Genomic DNA, 20,794 nt, shown 5'->3' on the forward strand with positions numbered 1-20,794 from the left:
ATCCTCCATACGGAGCAGACGCTGCGACTCCTCCTCGGTCAACTTGAAGACCGGGATACCGGTAGCGGTCGCCAGAACCTCGGCGATCAGCTCCTCGGTGACGACGTCCTCGGTGTACGGGCCGGCCGAAGCGGTCATCCGGTGGATGCGCAGCCGTGCCCCTGCCTCGTCGATGAGGTCGATCGCCTTGTCGGGAAGGTAGCGGTCGCTGATGTAGCGGTCGGCCAGCCGCGCGGCGGCCACCAACGCGTCGTCGGTGATCGAGACGGCGTGGTGCGCCTCGTAGTGCTTGCGCAGACCTTTGAGCATCTCGATCGTGTGGCTGAGCGAGGGCTCGGCGACCTGAACCGGTTGGAAACGGCGGGCGAGAGCGGCGTCCTTCTCGAAGTGTTTGCGGTATTCGTCGAACGTGGTCGCGCCGATCGTCTGCAGCTCGCCGCGCGCCAGCATCGGCTTGAGAATGCTGGCCGCGTCGATCGCACCCTCAGCCGCGCCCGCGCCCACCAGCGTGTGCAGCTCGTCGATGAACAGAATGATGTCCCCACGCGTACGAATCTCCTTGAGCACCTTCTTCAGACGCTCTTCGAAATCACCGCGGTAACGGGAACCGGCCACCAGAGCACCGAGGTCAAGCGTGTACAGCTGCTTGTCCTTCAACGTCTCGGGCACCTCACCCCTGACGATCTTCTGCGACAGACCCTCGACGACGGCGGTCTTGCCGACACCGGGCTCGCCGATCAGAACCGGATTGTTCTTGGTCCTCCGCGAGAGGACCTGCATGACCCGCTCGATCTCCTTCTCACGGCCGATCACCGGATCCAGCTTGCCCCCACGGGCCGCCTGGGTCAGATTGCGGCCGAACTGATCGAGCATCCCGGAGGCCGGCCGGGCCGACTCCTTGAATACGCTCGCCGCCGGCTCGTCGTCGCCGCGGCCGGAGAGCGACTGGAGGACCCAGTCCCGGACGCGTCCGGGATCGGCCTCAAGCTTGACCAGCACCTGAGTGGCCACACCTTCACCCTCGCGGATGAGCCCGAGCAGGATGTGCTCGGTGCCGATGTATTCGTGACCCAGCTGCAAAGCCTCACGGACCGCCAGCTCGAGGACCTTCTTGGCCCGCGGGGTGAACGGAATGTGCCCCGACTCGGCCGGCTGACCCTGGCCGATGATCTCCTCGACCTGCTGGCGCACACCCTCAAGGCTGACGCCCAAACTCTCCAGAGCCTTGGCGGCCACGCCCTCACCTTCATGGATCAAACCAAGAAGAATGTGCTCAGTACCGATGAAATTGTGATTGAGCATCCTGGCCTCTTCCTGCGCCAGGATGACGACACGCCTCGCTTGGTCGGTGAACTTCTCGAACATCTCAAGCCTCCTGGCGGAGCGGAATATGCCGGATGATCGCGACCAGATCGGCGGTGATCCACATCTGGGCACCGTCAGGAGCTCCTGGGGTGTGGCCGTCGTCAGCCACTGTCAGCGGGGTGCATCGGCTCGGCTCTGAGCCGTGCTCGATCAGCGGGTGTTCGGTGCCGGCCGTCGGCCATGATGCCCCTAGGTAGACCCCACGCGTTCCACGGAACGGGCGGTGTGATCACCGCGCGACATCGTCCGGCGTACTGAGTCGGCGACTGCTGGCCTTCGCGTGGGTCTGCGTGTGCGACCTCGTCGGGCTCCGGCGGATATCCGGACCTGATTACCACCTTAGTACTTATTGTGGTAATTGCCCCGGATTCAGCCACCAGCCGAACGAGCCGACCCGGAGAAGGCGCCATCGGCGCAGGCGATCGACGGGACGCCCGGAGGCCGCATCTCGCTCTCGCTACCCCCGGATGGGAAAGGTCGCCGACCACGCCATCAACTGGTGTGAACGAGCGGCCGCAACTTCCAGTGGCGACATCGCTGACATCCGGTGATCCGTGCTCCACTGCAGCGAGCCGGATTGTGGCTGTGGACCGGCTTGTGCCGTGGTCGGTGGGGGTGTACACCTGGGGTGAGTGTCACAGGCATCGCTTGTGACACAGACGCCGAGACCTTGCGTCTGTGCCCAGTCGATTCCCCAGGGCGACGCGAGTACTGGATGTTCCAGCGATACAGCGGTCCTGGATGAGAGTCGTGGGCTCTTGGGCGGGCCGGCCTGGCTCGCCCGCACGTTCTTCGATATGGCCGTGGAGGCCGTTCATGAACTCCCAGGACGCCAGAATCGCCCGGATCTACACCACTCAAAGCGGCAACAAGGTCGGCGACCCCACCCCGAACGCGCCCGACGTCGCCGGCAAGCCACCGGCCACCGCCTATGACCTGGTCATCGAGATCGAGGCCGGCAACAGCGTCATCGACACCGCGCCCTTCACCCTGCTGGTCACCGCCCTGGACGAGACCACCGGCGCAGCCGTCGCCGCGCTGGACCCCGCCATCCCGGCCCAGAAGTTCTCCTCACCGCCGTTCACCAACGTCGGCCTCGACTTCGTACTGGTGCAGACCTTCAGCATCGCGGTCCCGGCGGGCGTGCAGAACCACCTGTTCCACTACAACGCCGTCATGTACAACAGCAACTTCCAGATCGTGTCCATCGCGACCAGCGACCGGTTCCTGCTGGTGTAGCACTCGGACGAGTTCGGCGCCCGGTGTTGTCCCAGCCGGGCGAGCCGGCCGAGCGGACCTCGCGCTCTGCCGCGAACCGCCTTCCCGGCTCTTCGGCGACCTCAGCCGGGATCCGCCCCGCACCGGCGATGTCGACGGAGGTGGCCGCGGATGTGAAGCCGTAGGCCACGAGCGCCTTGTGCCAGGTCCCAGCTCTTGGCCTTGGCGACCAGAGTCAGATCCTGCTGAAGGGCTTGCTTGGGCGAGTGAACGGGCGGCGGGTCCGGCAGGCCGGCATTGGCGGCCAAGACAGGCGCCTCGGCTGGCAACACCACCGCCGAAATACCTCAGGTCACGGCGCGTTGAGTGGGGCCGTCACAGTCGTCAGGCACGACCGGCATGTGGGCGAAGCCGACTCTGGTCGTCACCCACACGTGGACAAACGGATTCGCGGCCGCTGAGGTCAAGAATGCCGGTCCCGGAGTCAACTGCGGCGCACCGTCCGACCAGGGAATTGAGAGGGTAACGCGGGATTGCCCGCCGTGGTGGCGGGGCATCGGTATAAGACGAGTCTGGCTGCCCTAGACCCCGGCGGTCCCCATTCGCTTCGCGCAAGGACCGTGGTATCCATGGCAGGCCGAAAATCCTTACTCGCTCTGGCTGCTGAGGCCGTCCCGGTGGTGTGCCTGGCCGGCGTCGACCCCGATCTCGTCGCGGCGAGGCCCGTGCGGTGCTTGGTCCGGATCGCCGTCTGCATGCAGGCATTCGACGTCACCGGCAGCAGAGGGTTACTCGTGGCAGGGATGTGCCGCATTCAGGTCACCGCGACAGCCCGGCCCGGCCCGCACCTCGTGACCGCTGATCGGCTGAGGTGAGCAGGCGGCCGGCTATGTGCGCCGAATGGGGCGGCGAGGGGCTGTGGCCGTTGCTGGCGTGTGAGTTCACCCATGCCGAGCTGCCGCTGCTACGGCACGTCGTGGGGGTGCAGGCCGCGCAGGCCGGGCTGGTGGGGGTGCGGTGGGACGATTTCGTGCTGGCGGCGCATGAGGGGGCGGTCAACGCGGTCGGCCATGGCGGCGGGACCGGCTGGATCCGGATGTGGCGGGTCGATGGCCTGCTGTGCTGCGAGATCAGCGATGACGGGCCCGGTCTTCCGGACGCAGGCTCGGACTTGGAGCGGCCGGCCAGGCCTGGACTGGACGGCACCGGCGGGCGTGGACTGTGGCTGATCCGCCAGTTGGCCGATGAGGTGGCCGTCAGCAGCGGCGCGGACGGTACCCGGCTGCGCATCGCCGTCCGCTTGACGCCCTGACCCCGTCGCGACGGGGGCGGCGGGGTCAGGGGGCGGGTGGGAGCCCCGAGGTGCCTGATTGGCTTCGCGGCTGGAGGGCGATGGTGTGCGCCACCACCTCCTGTGCCAGTCCGGTCAGGCTCTGGTTGTTGCTGCGCGCGTGTCCGCGCAGCAGGGCGAAGGCCGCCTCCATGGACAGGCCGTGCCGTTCCGCGATCACGCCCTTGGCCTGTTCGATGATCACCCGGCTGCTCAGGGCGTGCTGCAGTTGCTCGGTCAGGATCTGGCTTTCGCGGATCGCGCGTTCCTGCAGCAGCCCGATGGTGGCGATGTCGGCCATCGCCTGGGCCAGCGCGGCCGTGCCCGGCTCCATCGCGCCGGGCCGGGCATGGAACAGGTTCATCGCGCCGATCACCTGCTCGCGCAGCCGCATGGGCAGCGCGCTGACCGCCCGAAACCCCCTGCGCTGGGCGTGGCCGGCGAAGCGCGGCCAGGTCGTGACGGCGTGTGCTTCGGCCAGGTCGGCGCAGTGCACCGGCAGGCCGGAGCGGAAACTGTCCAGGCAGGGGCCTTGATCGCTTTGCAGCTGGAACAGCTCAAGCAGCCTGCTCTGCTCGCTGGAGGAGCCCATGAGTTGCAGACGACCGCGATCATCAGTGATCAGCAGACCCGCGGCGTCCACGCCCAGCAGGTTGACGCACCGCTCGGCCAGGACGTGCATGAACTCGATGATGTCGAACCCGGTCACCAGCGTGTCGGCCAGGGCGACGAACGCCTCGGCCACCTGGCGTTCCGGGCCGCGGGACGAAGAGGGCTCCACGCTCGGAGCCTACGCTCGTCCCCAGTTCCTGGGCAGGGAGGCGGGCGCGAGCGCGCGCCTGGATGCGGACGACCTGCTGACCGGCCACGGCCTGATCAAGCACCACGGCAGCGCATGCGGAATCAAGGCCGCACAACGCCGAAGCACGACCGTGATCATTTCGGCGGCGACCACACAGCGTTACAATATCAATTGACGAAAGAAGGTTTTGCTGAAAAAAATCCGCACGACGACTCGATCGGGTCAGCTCATTTTCCCGTAAGAGAGACGTTGACGTTATGCGTACGCCCTTCTCACCCGCGTTCCGGAGGAGGCGTAGGAGCTGATCGTGACCGAGTTACCGGATATTCCTGCGGAGGGCTGGATGGCGGACGTAGACGTATGGATGTATGTGCTGTCGAGCGTGGAAGGCAACGAACAGCGGGTCACGGTTCACCTGCGCGGAGGTCAGTCGCTCAAGGGGGCTGTCGTCGAACTGGATCGTTCCCGCAACACCGTTGTGCTCGATGAGTACGCGCATGGATCCGCTTCGACACGACACGAATCCCCCGTGCACACGATCCTGTTGACAGCGATCCAAGCGGTCACGATCCACAAGGAGGAGTAGGCGGGTGACATCGACGGCGCCCGACGACTCGCCGAGCGGCTCGGATGGCTGGACCCCTTCGCCCGCCCCCGGGGCCAGGTTGCCCCAACCACCACCAGCCACAGCGACGAAGCCATGATGGGCGGTAGGCGAACGGTGCAGCCGGAGGGGCGGCTCCCTGCCGCCCCTCGTCCGTGGCCGGACGGCTCTCCCGGAGCGTGTGCTAGACTGATGGTGTTGCAGTTGTGGTACCCATGGACTTTGTGCGCGCCCGACAGAATGTAATGTTGGGCGCGTTTTGTTTTTGCCGGTCATTTCCGGATGGGCTCATTGCGGCGACACGGGATTCCGCACGGTGCGGATTCCGTTTGGTCTGCACATATCTGAAGGAGATCGACATGGCAACCGGAACCGTGAAGTGGTTCAACTCTGAAAAGGGCTTCGGCTTCATCGCGCAGGACGGCGGCGGCGCCGACGTTTTCGCGCACTACTCCAACATCGTCGCCACCGGCGGCTACCGCGAGCTGACCGAGGGACAGAAGGTGTCCTTCGACGTCGTCCAGGGCCAGAAGGGCCCGCAGGCGGAGAACATCGTTCCCGCCTGACCTGACGCGCGCGTCATACGTCCGGGCCTGCTCCACACCTGCGGGGCAGGCCCGAACCATTTTCTCCAGCCCGTCGGTGCGCGCTTCATGCCCGTCTGCGCCGGAGGGAGCTCCGATCACGCCGGCGACCTTCAGGGGGCAGGCCGACCCCGGGAACGGCCGAACCCCCGGCAGGCGAACGTCCGCAGTCAGCCGTTGACGACGCGGAGCGTGCCGAGGTGACGGCCGGCCAGGCGATCGAGGGCGGCCGACGACGCCTCGTCCGCCGGAAGGTAGGCGATCAGGCGCAGGTCGTCGGCGAGCTCGAGGGCCTCGTACGCGAGGCGCAGTTCCCCGGCTTCCGGATGCGCCCAGCGCTGGACACCGGCGCGCTCGGGGACGCCCGGCGTGGTGAGCCGCTCGGTGAAGGGTCTGCCGGCCGTGACGGTGAGCTCGTCGGCGAGGGCCGCCACGTGCGGGTCGGCGAGACCGGCCGCGCACTTCAGGATGGCGACCTGCTGGGTCGCGACGGTATTCCAGTCGGGGTAGACGTCGCGGGCGCGCGCGTCGGTGAACACGAACCGGACGAAGCTGGGCTCGGCCGCGTCCAGGAGGCCGGTGGGCCGGGCCAGGCGCTCGAAGCCCGTGGTGTACGCGAGCACCGGCGTCATCCGGTTGATCAGCACCGCCGGGGCGGGTTCCAGCTTGTCGAGCAGCGCACGTACCGTCGGCCGGATGGACACGACCGGCGGCTGCGCCGAAGGGCAGACGAACGGGCTGCCGCCTTCGGTCGCCTTCGCCAAGAGCCTGAGGTGGAAACGCTCGTCGGTGGACATCCGCAGGGCGTCGGCGAGCGCGCCGAGCACCTGCGGGGACGGATGCCGGTCGCGGCCCTGCTCCAGCCGTGCGAGGTACTCCACGCTGATCCCCGCGAGAGTGGCCAGCTCGGCGCGGCGCAGCCCGGGGGTCCGCCGCCGGACCCCGGCGGGAAGCCCTACGTTGGCGGGACTGATGGCCTCCCGGCGGCTCCGCAGGAACGCGCCCAGCTCGTTGTCGCTCACACCCGCAACCTACCGATTCCCGGCGCGCTCATCGTCGCCCTGTCAGGGCCAGCCTCAGCCCGGCCTCCCTATGCGCCGCCGCCCGGGCCAGGTTGGGGGCATGACTTCCAAGACCACCACGACGACGCCGACCGCTCTGCCGCTCCTCGCCGGCCACTGGACCCTCGACCCGTTCCACTCGGCGGTCGGCTTCACGATCCGCCACCTCGGCATCTCGAAGGTGCGCGGCCAGTTCGGGCGCTTCGAGGCAGACCTCATCGTCAGCGACACCCTCGACAGCTGCGCGGTCACCGCCACCGTCGCGCTCGACTCGATCGACACCGGCAACGCCGACCGCGACGCCCACGTCAGCGGCCCCGACATGCTCGACGTCGCCAACCGCCCGGCAATGACGTTCCGCTCCACCAGGATCGAAGGCGACGGCAACGACTGGACCATGGAGGGTGACCTCACCATCGGCGAGGTGACCCGGTCCGTCACCTTCGACGTCGAGTTCGGCGGGGTCGAGGACTCCATCGTTGACGGACGCCGGCACGCCGGTTTCGAGGCGAAGGGCGAGATCCGCCGGAGCGACTTCGGTCTCGGCTTCGCCCCCGCCATCCTCAGTGACTCCATCAAGATCCAGCTCGACATGCAGTTCATCGAGCCCCAGTAACACGCGGGGTCGAGTCGGGGCCGCCGACGTCGATCAGGGCATAGAGATCCTTGTCCCGCGCCACCAGGTGGCGTTGCTGCGGCGGCAGCCGGCCTCTGGGGCAATACGGTCAAGGGCCCTGGCCGACTGCGGCGACCCAGCTGAGCACGGTGAATGGAGTGCGGCAGGACGGATGGTGTATGCGGCCCGCAGTGATGCGGTAAGGAGCGCTCTGAGCGTCCCCGGCTGGCCCGAACGGCACCTGCACGATGCCGACGTCCTGCTCGATGCGGGCCAGCCTGCCGTTGCAGGGCCCGCCGATACAGATGGCGTTCGGTCTTGGCTTCATGCCGGACCGAGTCCTCGCGCGTGTGCCTCGATTCCTCTCACAGGACGACCCTCCGGAACCTCGGCCAGTCTCAATGAGACTATCCGGCAGCGTTTCGCTCCCCGGCGTCGGCCCACTCTTACGTCGCCTGGCAGGGCGGCTTTTCGACCAATGTCACCGTGCGGAACACGGGCACCACGACCTGGAACAACTGGACGATCACGTGGACCGTGCCGTCCGGCGTGACCCTGGTCAACGCCTGGAGCTCCACCATCACGCCGTCGGGCACCACATGGACGATCAAGGCGCCGAGTTGGGCCACGAGCCTTGCGCCGGGCGCGTCGGCCACCTTCGGCTTCCAGGCCAACGGCCCGTCCACGCCCGGCCCGACCAACATCACCTGTACCTAGGCCGGACGCGGCCTGACCAGGAGGATGCCCGTCGACTTGGGCTGCCGATGAACGGCCACCATTCCCTGCGATCACACGGAAGCCGTGGCTGGTCCGGTCGGCGTCACCCTGGGCTTCGGCGCCATCTCTCGTATCGACCTCCAGCCAGGCCTCCGCGCCCTCCCCGCGGTCCTCGTCAGCGGGTGGGGGCGAAGGTGATCGGAGCATCAATATGTGAGTTCTCCATACACCGCGCCGCACCTCTGCGTAAGGTCTTCGTCACCGTAAGTATCGGCGAGGGGGAGAGGCTCGGTGAGCTTAACCAAGGGGCAGGTCCGTCTGGTGATGACGGGCCTGGTGCTCGCCATGCTGCTCGCGGCGTTGGACCAGATGATCGTGGCCACTGCGCTGCCGCGGATCGTCGGCGAGCTGGGCGGCATCGATCACCTCTCCTGGGTGGTCACCGCCTACCTGCTGGCCTCGACGGCGGGTACCCCGCTGTACGGCAAGCTCTCCGACCTCTATGGCCGCAAGCGGGTCTTCCAGAGCGCGATCATCATCTTCCTGATCGGCTCGGTGCTCTGCGGCGTCGCGCAGGACATGCCCCAACTGATCGCCTTTCGCGGGTTGCAGGGCCTGGGCGGCGGCGGGCTGATGGCGCTCGCCATGGCGGTTATCGCGGACGTGGTGCCGCCCCGGGAGATCGGCCGCTACCAGGGCATGTTCGGCGGCGTCTTCGGCCTGGCCAGCGTCGCCGGACCGTTGGTGGGCGGATTCTTCACCGACCACGCGAGCTGGCGCTGGATCTTCTGGATCAACCTGCCTTTGGGCGTCGTCGCCATGGCGGTCATCGCCATCGCGCTGCGCGTGCCGGTCCGGCGGCTACAGCACCGCATCGACTACCTCGGCGCGGCACTGCTGGTCGCGGCGGTCTGCTGCGTGCTCCTCATAACCGTATGGGGAGGTCAGACCTACGACTGGAACTCGCCGCAGATCGCGGGCCTCGCGGTGGCCGGCCTGGTGCTGACCACCGCGTTCGTGGTCTGGGAGCACAGGGCGTCGGAGCCGATCCTGCCGCCGCGGCTGATGGCCGACCCGGTGGTCGCCGTCTCCTCCGGCCTGGCCCTGTTGAGCGGCGTGGCGATGTTCGGCGCCGTCGTCTACCTGCCGGGCTACCTGCAGATCGTCAAGGGCCAGAGCGCCACGCAATCCGGCCTCGCGCTGGTCCCGCTGACCATCGGCATCATCGTCTCCTCCGCCCTCTCGGGCCAGCTCGTATCCCGCACCGGACGCTACAAGGTTCATCCGATCGTGGGCGCCGTGGTGCTGGCGGCCGGGCTCTGGCTGCTGAGCCGGGTCGAGGCCGACACCTCCATGCCGGTTCTCCTGTCCTTCACAGTGGTGGTCGGGCTGGGAATGGGCCTGTTCATCCAGGTCCCCCTGATCGCCACCCAGAACGCCGTACGGCCAGGCGACATCGGCGTCGCCTCCAGCGTGATCGCCTTCTTCCGCACGCTGGGCGGGGCGATGGGCACCGCGTTGTTCGGCACCGTGCAGGCGCGCTCGCTGGAAGACGCGGGGGTACACGCCGTGCCCGCGGATCCCGCGGTGCTGGAGCGGATCCCGCTCGCGGAGTTGCACCGGTTGCTGGAGGCGTTCACTGACGGCGTGCAGGCGGTCTACCTGTGGGCCGTGCCGTTCGCCCTGGCCAGCCTGCTGCTGGCGCTCGTGCTGCGCGAGGTCCCGCTGCGCGGCGCCGCCGAACCACCGCTGCCGCCACTCGTCCTGGCGCTGGCCGGGGTGGCGCTCACCTGGCTGGCCGAGCGCATCGAGCACGACGCATCGCCCCGGCTCGTCTCCGCTGCCTCCGCGCTGGTCCCGGCGGAACAGACGGGGGACGAGACCGCGCGGGCGAGGAGCGCCGCGCGTCAGGTGCTGCGACCGCTGGCCGGGCGGCTGCTGCTGGCCGCCATCCAGTCGAAGGGAAATCCATGATCCGTTACCTTGCCGGACTCGTCACCTCGGCAGCCGCCCTGGTCGCCGGAGGGTGGCTATTGCTGGCCCCCTTCGCGCTGGGCCACGAGGGTGATCCGCGTACCATCGACCTCGCGACCGGAGCAGGCGTCTGCGTGATCGCCATGGTCACGGCGATGGCCTGGGCCACCGCTTGGCGCGCCCGGCTGCGCGCCGACGGGGTGCTGGCCCAGCGCCGCCCGGCCCTCGCTCCCGAGCAGCCGGCTGTGCCCTCGGCCGAGGAGCTCCACGCCCTGCTCAAACCCTTGGTCGCCGCGCTCGCCGCGGACCAGGCCGACCGAGGGGAGATGCGGGCGTGAGGAAGCTCGGCAAGGTCGGCTTGGCGCTCATCTTCCTGGCCGGCGTCTGGTTGGTCGCCGCGCCCTTCGTCACCGGGCAGCAGCCGATGCGCGAGCCGTGGACGGCTGCCACCAGGGACGACGTGATCGTCGGTGCGGTGCTGGCCGTCCTGGGCCTCGCCGGCTTCTTCACCGCCCTGGCCGGACAGGTCGCCGATCTCTACCGGAGATCGGCCAGTCACCATCAACCCTGAGACGCCATCGGCGCTGGGCTCGGCGCCGTCAAGGCCCGGAAGTGCGGGGCGGCTTCTTGTCCGAGACTTTCCCTTGGCGTTGTCTCCACCGAGGCGGGTTTCGTTACCGTAAAGGTGTGGGCATCTGGTTGCAGAGATTCCGCCCACGGTCGATCCGCGGGCGGCTCACGATGCTGAGCATCGTATGCACGCTGCTGATCCTCATCCCCGTGGCCGTGGCGATGAGCTTGATGATCTCCCAAGTGATCGCCAATGTCATGTGGAACGGCACCGAGCAGCAAGCCGTCCTGGTGGCGGCAATTGTCCGTAAGGGCAGCCTGCCTCGCGTGATCAAACCATCGGTGCCGGGCGTCGATCTGATCCAGGTCGTGGCCCCGGGCGGGCGAGTGCTCGCCGCGTCCCCCTCTGCCGGGGACAGACAGCCGATCGTAAGGGCCTGGCCCGCGCCCGGAGACACGATGCAGGATTCGCAGACCTGCGCCAACATCGAGCCGGGTTGCCTTCGCTTCAGCGCGCTCCGGGTGGGCTCCGGAGTCCAGTCCCCGGTGGTCTACGCTGGTGATCGCACGACCACGATGATGTCCACCACCTTCGACAATGCCATCGTGGCCGCGCAGGCGGCCCTGCTCACCGCTGCCGTCGGCTGGATCACCTGGCACGTCACAGGTCGCATCCTGCGCCCCGTGGAGTCCATCACGTCAGAGCTCGCCACGACGACCTTCAACGATCTGAGCCGCCGCATCCCCCAGCAGGCCGGAGACGACGAGATCGCCAGGCTGGTCCGCACGCTCAACCAGACCCTGCACCGGCTGGAACGGGCCACGCACCGCCAACGAGGGTTCGTCGCCGACGCCTCCCACGAGCTGCGCACCCCGCTGGCCGGACTGCGCGTCAAACTTGAAGAGGCTCGGATACACCCACACGACTTCGACGCGGAGGAGCTGCTCGACGACACCCTCCGTGACGTCGACCGCCTGCAGGCCATCACGGCCGATCTCCTCCTGCTCGCCGGCCTCGAATCCAGCGCGGCGACCGTACGCGAGAGGGTGGACCTCGCGGACCTGACCCGTGCCGAGCTGGAGCATCGCGCCGACCGCGTCCCCGTCCAGGTCGGCCTGCAGGACGGCGTCATCGTGGACGGCGCGCCGGCACAGCTCGCCCGGCTGCTGACCAACCTCCTGGACAATGCGCAACGCCACGCCCGTGACCGGGTCGACGTAGCGGTGAGGCGCGACAACGGCCAGGCGCTCCTGACCGTCTCCGACGACGGTCCCGGAATTCCCGAGAGCGACCGCGAACGGATCTTCGAACGCTTCACCCGGCTGGACACGGCCCGCAGCCGTCACCTGGGCGGCACCGGCCTGGGCCTGGCGATCGCCAACGACATCGCACACGGCCATTCGGGAACCATCACCGTCAGCGACTCCGCCCACGGCGGCGCCTGCTTCGAAGTACGCCTCCCCCTCTCGCCCAGCTCATCAGCCACCCCCCAACCGGGAGGCAGAAACGGCTGAGGGCGCGCGGAGCCTTCCACTCTTGACGCACATCCTCGGCGCTGAGCATGCCCGAACGCTTCCGTTTCTTAGGATCGAAGGATGATGGATCAAGAAGTCGGGGGAGTTTCAGAGACTAAGCGAGTTGTGTCTGTCGGCGCGGTTCTGATCGGAGACGTACTCCTTCTATTGGTGGCGGGGTGGATTCGAAGCAGTGTTCACCTCCGGGGGGAACTCTGTGATGGAGCCAGCGTGTGGTGCGACGGGCGGGGCGACCCGACCCCCGCCGAATGGCTGGCGGAAATGAATTTCCGCTCCGCTGTTGCGTACACGCTTTCGGCGGCCGTGGCCTTGATCTTGCTGGTGGTTGCCGCTGTGGCGTGGAGGCATCGCCGAAGGGACATCGTGTTGGTGCAGGTCTTTCCGCTCCTGCTGGTTGTCGCGTTCGTCATCACCTGGACGCCGTACACACCTGTGTGACATTTGACGATGCCGAAGCGGCCGGGATATCCGAAAGGCCTCGACAAAGGTGGGGCCTGGCAGCGCAGCTCTTGCCCCGAGTGGCGTTGAACCCAGACCAGACCTTACGCGCGAATTTTGACGCGCCACGGAATGATTCGGATAATTCTCGCAGCGCGTTACGTACGGCGGGAGGTCTGCTGGTGAGCGTGGCCGAGGGCGTGAGGTTCGGCGTTCTGGGACCGCTCCGGGCCGAGGTCGGCGATCGCATGGCAGGGCTTGGCGGCCCCCGTCAGCGGGCCGTGTTGGCGCTGCTGCTGATCGCGCGGGGCAGGAGCGTCTCGGCAGAGCGGATCCTCTCCGAAGTGTGGGAGGGCTCGCGACTTCCCTCTCTGACGACACTCCATGGGTACGTCGCCGATCTGCGCAGGACGCTGGAGCCAGAAAGAGCACCCGGCGCCCCGGCCCGGCTGCTGGTGCGCGAGGGACCCGGATACGCCCTTCGGGCAGTACCCGCCGCGGTCGACGCCGAGCGCTTCACCGATCTGGCCGCTCGTGGCCGGCGCGCGTTGGAGGGCGGCGAACCGCAACTCGCCGCGGACCTGCTCGGACAGGCGCTCGCGCTGTGGCGAGGCCCGGCCTATGCCGACTTCGGGGGAGCCGCCTTCGCGGCGCCCGACGCGACCCGGCTGGAGGATCTGCGGGCCACAGTCCGCGAGGACCGACTCGCCGCCGTCATCGCGTCGGGGCAGCATGCCGCTGCCGTAGGCGAGCTGGAGGCGCTGATCGCCGAGCAGCCCCTGCGGGAGCGCGGCTGGGAGTTACTGGTCCTCGCCTTATATCGGTCGGGGCGGCAGGCCGACGCGCTCGCCGCGCTTCGAGCGGTACGCAGAAGGCTGGCCGACGAGCTGGGCATCGACCCGGGACGCGGCCTGCGCGACCTGGAGGCGGCCGTACTGGCCCAGGACCCTCGGCTGGCCCCGGCGCCGGCTGAGCCCAGCCGCATGTCCCACCCTCAGGCCGTGGCTCCGGCGCCGCCCTCGGGCAATCTGCCGTTCGCGCTGTCCAGCTTCGTCGGCCGCGGCGGCGACCTCGCGGCCGTCGCATCTCTCCTGGACGGGCAGCGGCTGGTCACGCTCACCGGCCCGGGCGGGGTCGGCAAGACCCGCCTGGCCTTGGAGGTCGCACGCGCCCGTACCGACGCCGACGGGCCCTGGCTCGTGGAGATGGCAGGTCTGCACACACCCGAACTTCTCACCGCGACCATGGCCGTCGCCCTTGGGCTGCCCACCGCGGCGTCCCCTGATCAGCTGGCCGCGATGATCGCCGACCGTGACATGCTGATCGTCCTGGACAACTGTGAGCATCTGCTGGTCCCCGCCGCCATGCTGGTCCACACTCTGCTGACCCGCTGCGGCACTGTGCGGATGCTGTGCACCAGCCGCGAACCCTTAGGCATCTCGGGTGAAACGGTCTACGAAGTACCGCCCTTGGAGGCCGCCACTGAGGCCGCGGACCTGTTCCTGCGGCGTGCGGCAGCCGTCTCTCCTGGCTGGGCGGCCGAGCCGGGCGCCAGGGAAAGGATCGCCGCCCTGTGCGCGCGGCTGGACGGCATCCCGTTGGCCATCGAACTCGCCGCCGCGCAGTGCCGGGCGCTGTCCGTCGCCCAGATCGCCGATGCCGTAGAGGACCGCTTCACCCTGCTGGTGGACGGATCAGCCGGACGGCCGGACCGCCACCGCACTCTGCTGGACACGGTCGCCTGGAGCGATCAATTGCTGCAGCCGGCGGAACGCCGGCTCTTCCACCGGCTCGGCGTGTTCGAAGCCGGCTTCGACCTGGATGCGGCCGCCGCGGTCGGAGGAGTCGATCCCGTCCTGGTGCCGCTGTCGGCGTTGGTCCGCAAATCGCTGGTCACCGCTGAGCCTGGCACGGCGCCACGCCGCTACCGGATGCTGGAGACCCTGCGCCAGTACGCCCTGGCCGCGCTCTCCCCAGACGAGACGGCCCGGGCACAGGAACGCCACCGCGCCTGGGCCCTGGCCCGGGCTGAGAACGCCGAACATCATCTCCGCGGCCCGCAGGGAGCGGCGTTGCTGAACGGGCTGAGCCGCGATCAGGCGGAGTTCCGGGCCGCGTTCGCCTCGTCGCTGGCAGCGGGTCACGGCGAGTACGCGTTACGGCTGAGCGGCGCGCTGTTCTGGTTCTGGTTCCGCATGGGGCATGTCGCTGAGGGCCTGGCCTGGCTGTCCGAGGCGTTCGCGGCGGCCCCGCAAGCCGGTGCGGATGTCCGGGCGCGTGCCCGGTACGCGGTCACGGGACTGCACTACCTGGCCGGACAGCCGCAACAGGCGTACCAGGCGGCCCGTTCGGCGATCGAGGAGGCCCGCCAGGCAGGTGACCCGGTGACGGAGGCGAGCGCGACTTCCTACGCCGCCTACCTGGGCCTGCTGGCCGGGGTGGCGCTCGACGCCGAGTCACTCACCCGCGAGGCCGTCGAGATCGCCCGGCGCAGCACCCTGGACTGGCTGGAGGCCGAAACGCTCATGATCCACGGCATGGTCCTGCGGGTGCTGGGGGATCTGCCGGCCGCCGACAGGGTCTTTCAGGAGGCCATCGGCGCCGCTCGCGCCAGTGGCCACGACTGGGCCGCGGACGGGGCAGCCTGGTGCGACATGAAGACGGCATCGGACCGCGGGGACGGCACTCGGGCACTGGCCATCGCGGCGGACATCCTGGCCGCGATGGACCGTTACGGAGACATCTCCTTCTGGCTGGTGACGGTGCACAGCGCGGCCCGCGCCCTCGCGCTGACCGGGCAGGCCGAGCACGCGGCCGTGCTGATGGGGGTCGTGGAGGCCATCGGCAAGCGAGCCGGCGTCTCCCCGGAGCTGATGGACCCGTTGGACGGGCCGCGCGAGGCTGCCGCCGTACGCGGGGCACTTCCGCCGGAGGAGTACGAACGCCATGCGGCCCGCGGGCGCGCGATGTCTCGGCAGGAGGCGAGCGCCCTGCTCACCTCGTTGATCGCTGGACGGTGATCCCCCTCCGCCGATGTCGGCGGGGGAGCTGACCGGGTCGCTTGGAAGCCTTGGAAGTCGCTGGGAAAGCCGGTTCCCAGCGGCCCCGAAGCAGGCCGGCCCACTCTCGTTTCGGAGAGAGGGGTGAGGAAGCCATGACAAGCATCGGACACCCGCCCACCGGACACGCCGTCGTCGCGGGAGCGGGAATCGGCGGGCTCCTGGTGGCCAGGGTGCTCAGCGAGACGTTCGACCGGGTCACGGTGGTCGACCGTGACGAATTGCCCGCCCAGGGCGTCCCCCGGCGGGGCGTGCCGCAGGGGCATCACGCGCACGGGCTGTTGTCGCGGGGCTGCGAGATCCTCGAGGATCTGTTCCCCCGGCTGACTGCGGACCTGGTCGCCGCGGGCGCCACCACTTGCGACATCCAGGACGACGTCCGCTGGTACAACGACGGCCGGCTGCTGCACCCCGCGCCTTCGCACCTGCGCGGCCTGACGGTGAGCCGGCCGGAACTCGAACGGTATCTGCGGTCCCGGGTCGCGGATCTTCCCGGCGTGGTGATCCACGAGCGCTGCGAGATGGTCGAGCCGATCGCCGGCAGGGACGGCGCGGTCACCGGAGTACGTCTGCAGCGTTCGGGGCACCAGCCCGAGGACATGGCCGCCGATCTCGTGGTGAACGCCGTGGGCCGGGGAAACCGGGGCACGGAGTGGCTGCGCCGGCTGGGATACGAGCCCGCACCCGAGGAACGTGTCGACTCCCGGCTGCAGTACGTTTCGCGTGAGTACCGGCGCCGGCCGGGCGACGCCGACTTCGTCGCCATGGTGGTGGGGCACAGCGCGTCGGTCCCGAGGGGCGGGGTCGCCCTCAGCGGGGAGGGAGACCGCTGGCTCGTCACCCTGTTCGGCATGGGCGACGACGTCCCGCCCGTCGACCCGGACGGGTACCACGGGTTCGCCGCCCGGCTTCCGGTCCCGGACCTGCACCGCCTCCTGGAGCGCCTGGAACCGCTCGGGGAGCCGCGGCGGATGCGCATCCCAGTGAGCATTCGGCGCCGTTACGAACAGCTGGGCCGTTTCCCCGAGGGCTATGTGGTGTTCGGTGACGCCCTGTGCCAGTTCAACCCCAGCTACGGGCAGGGCATGACGGTGGCCGCCTGCGAGGCCGTGGTCCTGCGTGAGTGCTTGGAGGACGGCCGACGCGACGGTCTGGCCCGCCGCTTCTTCGAGCGGGCCGCGCGGATCATCGACGTGCCCTGGGACCTGTCGGTCGGCGGTGATCTGCGGTTCCCGTCCGTCGAGGCTCCACGCCCTCTGCGCGTGAAGCTGCTCAACCGCTACATCACGCGCCTCCACGTGGCCGCGGCGGCGGACCCGGTGGTCGGGCACGCATTCCTGAGCGTCGCGAACCTTCAGGCCCCTCCACAGCGCCTGTTGTCGCCCGGCGTCCTGGCCCGTGTGCTCCGGCCGCGTCCCAACGGCGACCCGGCCCACCCCCGGCTTCCGGCCCGGGAACAGATCCCGGCCGGTCAGTGACATCGCGCCTCAGCCTGGGGCGCGACATTCGAAACCGAAAACCGTCCCCAAGGGATGGAGAGAAAGGACACCATCATGTTCAGAAACTTCACCGCAGGCATCGTGCTGGCGACCGCCGTGGCCGGTGGTCTGGCGGCCATCGCGGCCCCGGCCTCGGCAGCGACGGCCGGCGCGGGCAACGCGGTCTGGGTCGAGGTCGGCGCCACCAGATCCTTCCTGGTCATGTGCCCTTCGTACGCCCCCACGATGCTGACCGATACGATCACCATCACCGCCGGCACCGGGGTGTCGGTCTCGACCAGCCTGGACACGAGTTCCGACGCGTTCAGCCGCGACAAGCTCACGGTGACGGCCACGAACGGAGGCGCCGTCCGCCGGTACGTCTCGGTCACGGCCACCTGCTCGAGCTGACCGTCCCCCGCTCCGTTCTCGCCCCTTCCTGGGCTGCGGCCCTTCGGTTACCCTCGCATGGGATCTTCACGAGTTGTGCGAGGGGCCGATGGGTGGCGTCGATCTCGATGCTGTGCGATTCGGAGTGCTCGGTCCCCTCCGGGCCGAGCTGGCGGGACGGACGGTCGGCCTGGGGGGTCTGCGACAGCGGGCGGTCCTGGCCGTCCTGCTGATCGCCAGGGGCAGGATGGTCTCCGCCGAGCGGATCACGTCCCAGGTGTGGGAAGGCTCCCCGCCCTCCTCACCGACGACCCTCCACGCGTGCATCTCCCAGCTGCGCCGGGCCCTGGAGCCGGAACGCTCGCCCGGCGCTCCGCCCCGGCTACTGGTCCGTGAGGGGACGGGATACGCGCTGCGGACCGATCCGTCCGCAGTCGACGCCGAGCGCTTCGCCGACCTCGCCGTGGCGGGGCGGCATGCTCTGGACAGCGGCAGACCAGGCCCTGCCGCGGAACTGCTCACCGAGGCGCTGGATCTGTGGCGTGGTCCCGCCTACGCGGACTTCGACGGGGCCGGGTTCGCCTTCACGGAAGCGGCCCGGCTGGAGGACCTGCGTGCGGCCGCGTACGAGGATCGGCTGGCCGCCACCATCGACCTGGGCAGGCACGCTGCGGCGGTCGGCGAGCTGGAGGCCCTGGTGGCCGAGCAACCGCTGCGCGAACGCGGCTGGGAGCTGCTCGTCCTTGCCCTGTACCGGTCCGGGCGGCAGGCTGACGCGATCGCGGCGCTGCGCACGGTACGGCAACGGCTCGCCGACGAGCTGGGCATCGACCCAGGACTCGCGTTACGCGACCTGGAGTCCGCGGTGCTCGCCCAGGATCCCCGGCTCGACCCGCCGCCCGCCCGCTCCGCCGGAACCATCGGCGCCCACGCTGGCGGCGCCACTCCCGCCACTACCAGGCCCCGCACCGCCCCCGTCGTGCCTGCCCAGCGTTCGGCGACGCCCGTCGGTAACTTGCCGTTCGCATTGTCAAGCCTCGTCGGACGCACGGACGACATCGCCGCCGTGGACCGTCTCCTGGCCGAGTACCGGCTCGTCACCCTCACCGGCCCGGGCGGAGTGGGCAAGACACGCCTCGCGCTGGAGACGGCCAGAGGCCGTACCGACAGCGCCGACGGGCCCTGGCTGGTGGAACTGGCCGGCCTCACCTCACCCGAACTGCTGCCCGCGACGATCGGCGCCGCCCTCGGCATCCCCGGGGTGTCCTCCGCCGAAGACCTGGCAGCCGTGCTCGCCGGGCGGCGACTGCTGCTGGTCCTCGACAACTGCGAACACCTGGTGGACGAGGTCACCACCCTGACCGGTGTGCTGCTGAGCCGCTGCGGTGGCCTGCGCGTACTGTCCACCAGCCGCGAAGCGCTGGGCGTGGAGGGCGAGGCGGTCTACGAGGTACGGCCGCTCGACCCGGACGGGGATGGCACCGAGCTATTCCGGAAACGGGCTGCCGCGGTGCTGCCCGCATGGTCCCCCGACCTGGACGACCTCGACCGGATCCCCGGGCTCTGCGCCGGCCTCGACGGCATCCCGCTCGCCATCGAACTGGCCGCTGCGCAATGCCGGATGCTCTCCATCGGCCAGATCGCCGACGCCTTGGAGAACCGCTTCGATGTACTGGTCGACGGCCCGCTCGACCTGCCTGCCCGGCATCGTGCGCTGGAGTCTGCCATCGCCTGGAGCCACCGGCTTCTCGAACCCGAGGAACGGCGGCTCTTCCACCGGCTGAGCGTGTTCGCCGCCGGATTCGACCTCGACGCCGCGGGCGCGGTCGGAGGCCAGACTTCCGTGCTGCCTCCCTTGTCGGCCCTGGTCCGCAAGTCGCTGGTCGGTGTCGAGCCCGGCACCGCGCCGCGCCGCTACCGGCTGCTGGAGACGCTGCGTCAGTACGCGCTGCGGGAACTCGACTCGGACGACCTCGCGCGGACCCAGCAACGGCACCGAGCCTGGGTACTGGCCCAGGCGGAGAGCGCCGAGCGCAGGCTCCACGGCCCCCAGGCGGCCGTGCTGCTGGGCCGGCTGACCCGGGAGCAGCCGGAGTTCCGCGCCGCCTTCGCTTCCGCGCTGGCCGCCGGAGATGGCGACTACGCGCTGCGACTGGGCGGAGCGCTGTACTGGTTCTGGTATCGCATGGGCCACATCGCCGAAGGCCTGTCCTGGATGTCCAAGGCTTTCGCCGCGGCGCCGCACGCCGAGCCCGCGGTCCGGGCACGGGCCCGGCTCGCCGTCAGCGGGCTCAGCTACCTGGCCGGGAAACCGGCGCAGGCGTACGAGGCCGTCGTGCTGGCGGAGCAGGAGGCACGGGAGGCCGGTGACCTGATGGTCGAGGCATCCGCACGGGTCTACCAGACGCACTTCGGCGTACTCGCCGGAATACCCGTTGACGCTCCGGCGCTCGCCCGCAGCGCAGTGGAACTGGCCCGGCGGGCCGGCGAGGACTGGCTGGTGGCCGAGGCGCTGATGGTGCAGGGCATGCTCGCCCGGGTTCTGGGAGATCTTCCGACCGCCGCCACGGTCCTGGCCGAAGCCGTCGCGACCGCCGACTCCTGCGGCCACGACTGGGCGGCCGGCTCCGCCGCTTGGGCCGCCATGAAAACCGCGTGCGATCATGGCGACGGTCGGCGTGCCCTGGAGATCGCCGCCGGCATTCTGGACGCGCTCGACCGTCACCAGGACGTCACCTCCAGGCTTGTGCTGATCCACACCGCTGCCCACGCCCTCGTGCTGACCGGACAGGCCGAGCAGGCAGCGGTGCTGATGGGCGGCGTGGAGGCTGTTGGCCGCCGGGTGGGCTTTTCTCCCGAGTTGATGGACCCGCTGGATGGCCCCCGCGAGGCGGCCGCCGTACGCGAAGCCCTCCCGCAGGACAAGTACGAACGCCTGGTGGCCCGGGGACGCGAACTGTCGCTGGCGGAACTGACCACCCTCCTGGTCGGTCTGCTCAAGATCCGCTGACCGACGCGGCACCAGGACCCTACTTGGGGATGGCCCGATTCG

General features: G+C 69.4%; 19 protein-coding genes. 16 read left to right on the plus strand and 3 right to left on the minus strand.

All coding sequences use genetic code 11. The features are described 5' to 3' along the window. On the minus strand, window positions 1–1,365 hold a 1,365-nt coding region (locus AB0J09_RS08845; RefSeq protein WP_360687392.1), incomplete at its 3' end, for a Clp protease N-terminal domain-containing protein. A gap of 816 nt (window positions 1,366–2,181) precedes the next feature. On the opposite strand from AB0J09_RS08845, the gene AB0J09_RS08850 reads away from it, so the two are divergent. The 3 genes from AB0J09_RS08850 (at window position 2,182) to AB0J09_RS08860 (ending at window position 3,895) form a co-directional block, all read left to right on the plus strand. Continuing rightward, a complete protein-coding gene (locus AB0J09_RS08850; RefSeq protein ID WP_360687395.1) occupies window positions 2,182–2,604 on the plus strand; it encodes a hypothetical protein in 423 nt (140 codons plus the stop codon). 608 nt (window positions 2,605–3,212) lie between these two features. After that, a complete protein-coding gene (locus AB0J09_RS08855) occupies window positions 3,213–3,458 on the plus strand; it encodes a hypothetical protein (protein WP_360687398.1) in 246 nt (81 codons plus the stop codon). A 14-nt stretch (window positions 3,459–3,472) separates the two neighbouring features. Continuing rightward, entirely contained in the window at window positions 3,473–3,895 is a 423-nt protein-coding gene (locus tag AB0J09_RS08860; protein ID WP_360687401.1) for an ATP-binding protein, read from the plus strand. Window positions 3,896–3,920: 25 nt separating this feature from the next. Here AB0J09_RS08860 and AB0J09_RS08865 read toward each other — a convergent pair whose 3' ends face one another. After that, complete coding sequence (locus AB0J09_RS08865) at window positions 3,921–4,694, minus strand: GAF and ANTAR domain-containing protein (protein ID WP_360687404.1); 774 nt, start codon at window positions 4,692–4,694, stop codon at window positions 3,921–3,923. 328 nt (window positions 4,695–5,022) lie between these two features. Here AB0J09_RS08865 and AB0J09_RS08870 point away from each other — a divergent pair, with 328 nt between their 5' ends. Both AB0J09_RS08870 and AB0J09_RS08875 read left to right on the plus strand, forming a co-directional pair. After that, window positions 5,023–5,301 (plus strand): hypothetical protein, encoded by a 279-nt coding sequence (locus AB0J09_RS08870; protein WP_360687407.1) that lies wholly within the window; start codon window positions 5,023–5,025, stop codon window positions 5,299–5,301. 377 nt (window positions 5,302–5,678) lie between these two features. Beyond that, the gene (locus AB0J09_RS08875) at window positions 5,679–5,885 is read left to right on the plus strand and encodes a cold-shock protein (RefSeq protein ID WP_360687410.1); all 207 of its coding nucleotides are present in this window, start codon (window positions 5,679–5,681) and stop codon (window positions 5,883–5,885) included. A gap of 188 nt (window positions 5,886–6,073) precedes the next feature. On the opposite strand, the gene AB0J09_RS08880 is transcribed toward AB0J09_RS08875, so the two are convergent. Beyond that, complete coding sequence (locus AB0J09_RS08880) at window positions 6,074–6,925, minus strand: helix-turn-helix transcriptional regulator (RefSeq protein ID WP_360687413.1); 852 nt, start codon at window positions 6,923–6,925, stop codon at window positions 6,074–6,076. Between the two features lie 100 nt (window positions 6,926–7,025). Between AB0J09_RS08880 and AB0J09_RS08885 the strand changes: the two genes are divergently transcribed. The 11 genes from AB0J09_RS08885 to AB0J09_RS08935 all read left to right on the plus strand — a co-directional run bounded on the left by AB0J09_RS08885 (window position 7,026) and on the right by AB0J09_RS08935 (window position 20,752). After that, window positions 7,026–7,580, plus strand: a complete 555-nt coding sequence (locus tag AB0J09_RS08885; protein ID WP_360687416.1) for a YceI family protein — start codon at window positions 7,026–7,028, stop codon at window positions 7,578–7,580. A 486-nt stretch (window positions 7,581–8,066) separates the two neighbouring features. Beyond that, complete coding sequence (locus AB0J09_RS08890) at window positions 8,067–8,297, plus strand: cellulose binding domain-containing protein (RefSeq protein WP_360687419.1); 231 nt, start codon at window positions 8,067–8,069, stop codon at window positions 8,295–8,297. A 291-nt stretch (window positions 8,298–8,588) separates the two neighbouring features. Continuing rightward, entirely contained in the window at window positions 8,589–10,271 is a 1,683-nt protein-coding gene (locus tag AB0J09_RS08895) for an MDR family MFS transporter (RefSeq protein ID WP_360687422.1), read from the plus strand. Next, a complete protein-coding gene (locus AB0J09_RS08900; protein ID WP_360687425.1) occupies window positions 10,268–10,609 on the plus strand; it encodes a hypothetical protein in 342 nt (113 codons plus the stop codon). The genes AB0J09_RS08895 and AB0J09_RS08900 overlap by 4 nt, the downstream gene beginning before the upstream one ends. Continuing rightward, window positions 10,606–10,842, plus strand: coding sequence for an SPW repeat protein (locus AB0J09_RS08905; RefSeq protein WP_360687428.1), 237 nt, complete (start codon window positions 10,606–10,608; stop codon window positions 10,840–10,842). Before AB0J09_RS08900 ends, AB0J09_RS08905 begins: the two co-directional genes overlap by 4 nt. Before the next feature lie 170 nt (window positions 10,843–11,012). Then, window positions 11,013–12,356 (plus strand): HAMP domain-containing sensor histidine kinase, encoded by a 1,344-nt coding sequence (locus AB0J09_RS08910; protein ID WP_360687431.1) that lies wholly within the window; start codon window positions 11,013–11,015, stop codon window positions 12,354–12,356. 231 nt (window positions 12,357–12,587) lie between these two features. Beyond that, window positions 12,588–12,815 (plus strand): hypothetical protein, encoded by a 228-nt coding sequence (locus AB0J09_RS08915; protein WP_360687434.1) that lies wholly within the window; start codon window positions 12,588–12,590, stop codon window positions 12,813–12,815. A gap of 182 nt (window positions 12,816–12,997) precedes the next feature. Further along, a complete protein-coding gene (locus tag AB0J09_RS08920; RefSeq protein WP_360687437.1) occupies window positions 12,998–15,835 on the plus strand; it encodes a BTAD domain-containing putative transcriptional regulator in 2,838 nt (945 codons plus the stop codon). A 134-nt stretch (window positions 15,836–15,969) separates the two neighbouring features. Beyond that, window positions 15,970–17,352 (plus strand): FAD-binding monooxygenase, encoded by a 1,383-nt coding sequence (locus AB0J09_RS08925; RefSeq protein ID WP_360687440.1) that lies wholly within the window; start codon window positions 15,970–15,972, stop codon window positions 17,350–17,352. Window positions 17,353–17,427: 75 nt separating this feature from the next. After that, window positions 17,428–17,763: a hypothetical protein gene (locus AB0J09_RS08930; RefSeq protein ID WP_360687443.1), complete on the plus strand. Its 336-nt coding sequence runs from the start codon at window positions 17,428–17,430 to the stop codon at window positions 17,761–17,763. A gap of 112 nt (window positions 17,764–17,875) precedes the next feature. Further along, on the plus strand, window positions 17,876–20,752 hold the full coding sequence (locus tag AB0J09_RS08935; RefSeq protein ID WP_360687446.1) for a BTAD domain-containing putative transcriptional regulator: 2,877 nt from the start codon (window positions 17,876–17,878) through the stop codon (window positions 20,750–20,752). Window positions 20,753–20,794 lie beyond the last annotated feature (42 nt).

The sequence above is a fragment of the Nonomuraea sp. NPDC049784 genome, from assembly GCF_040659615.1.
Classification (GTDB): Bacteria; Actinomycetota; Actinomycetes; order Streptosporangiales; family Streptosporangiaceae; genus Nonomuraea.

What these genes read in the sequence shown, in the direction of transcription:
- AB0J09_RS08855 (WP_360687398.1), top strand. Translation starts at nt 3,213, where the DNA reads ATGGCAGGCCGAAAATCCTTACTCGCTCTGGCTGCTGAGGCCGTCCCG.
- AB0J09_RS08860 (WP_360687401.1), top strand. Translation starts at nt 3,473, where the DNA reads ATGTGCGCCGAATGGGGCGGCGAGGGGCTGTGGCCGTTGCTGGCGTGT.
- AB0J09_RS08910 (WP_360687431.1), top strand. Translation starts at nt 11,013, where the DNA reads ATGCTGAGCATCGTATGCACGCTGCTGATCCTCATCCCCGTGGCCGTG.
- AB0J09_RS08850 (WP_360687395.1), top strand. Translation starts at nt 2,182, where the DNA reads ATGAACTCCCAGGACGCCAGAATCGCCCGGATCTACACCACTCAAAGC.
- AB0J09_RS08900 (WP_360687425.1), top strand. Translation starts at nt 10,268, where the DNA reads ATGATCCGTTACCTTGCCGGACTCGTCACCTCGGCAGCCGCCCTGGTC.
- AB0J09_RS08930 (WP_360687443.1), top strand. Translation starts at nt 17,428, where the DNA reads ATGTTCAGAAACTTCACCGCAGGCATCGTGCTGGCGACCGCCGTGGCC.
- AB0J09_RS08925 (WP_360687440.1), top strand. Translation starts at nt 15,970, where the DNA reads ATGACAAGCATCGGACACCCGCCCACCGGACACGCCGTCGTCGCGGGA.
- AB0J09_RS08875 (WP_360687410.1), top strand. Translation starts at nt 5,679, where the DNA reads ATGGCAACCGGAACCGTGAAGTGGTTCAACTCTGAAAAGGGCTTCGGC.
- AB0J09_RS08885 (WP_360687416.1), top strand. Translation starts at nt 7,026, where the DNA reads ATGACTTCCAAGACCACCACGACGACGCCGACCGCTCTGCCGCTCCTC.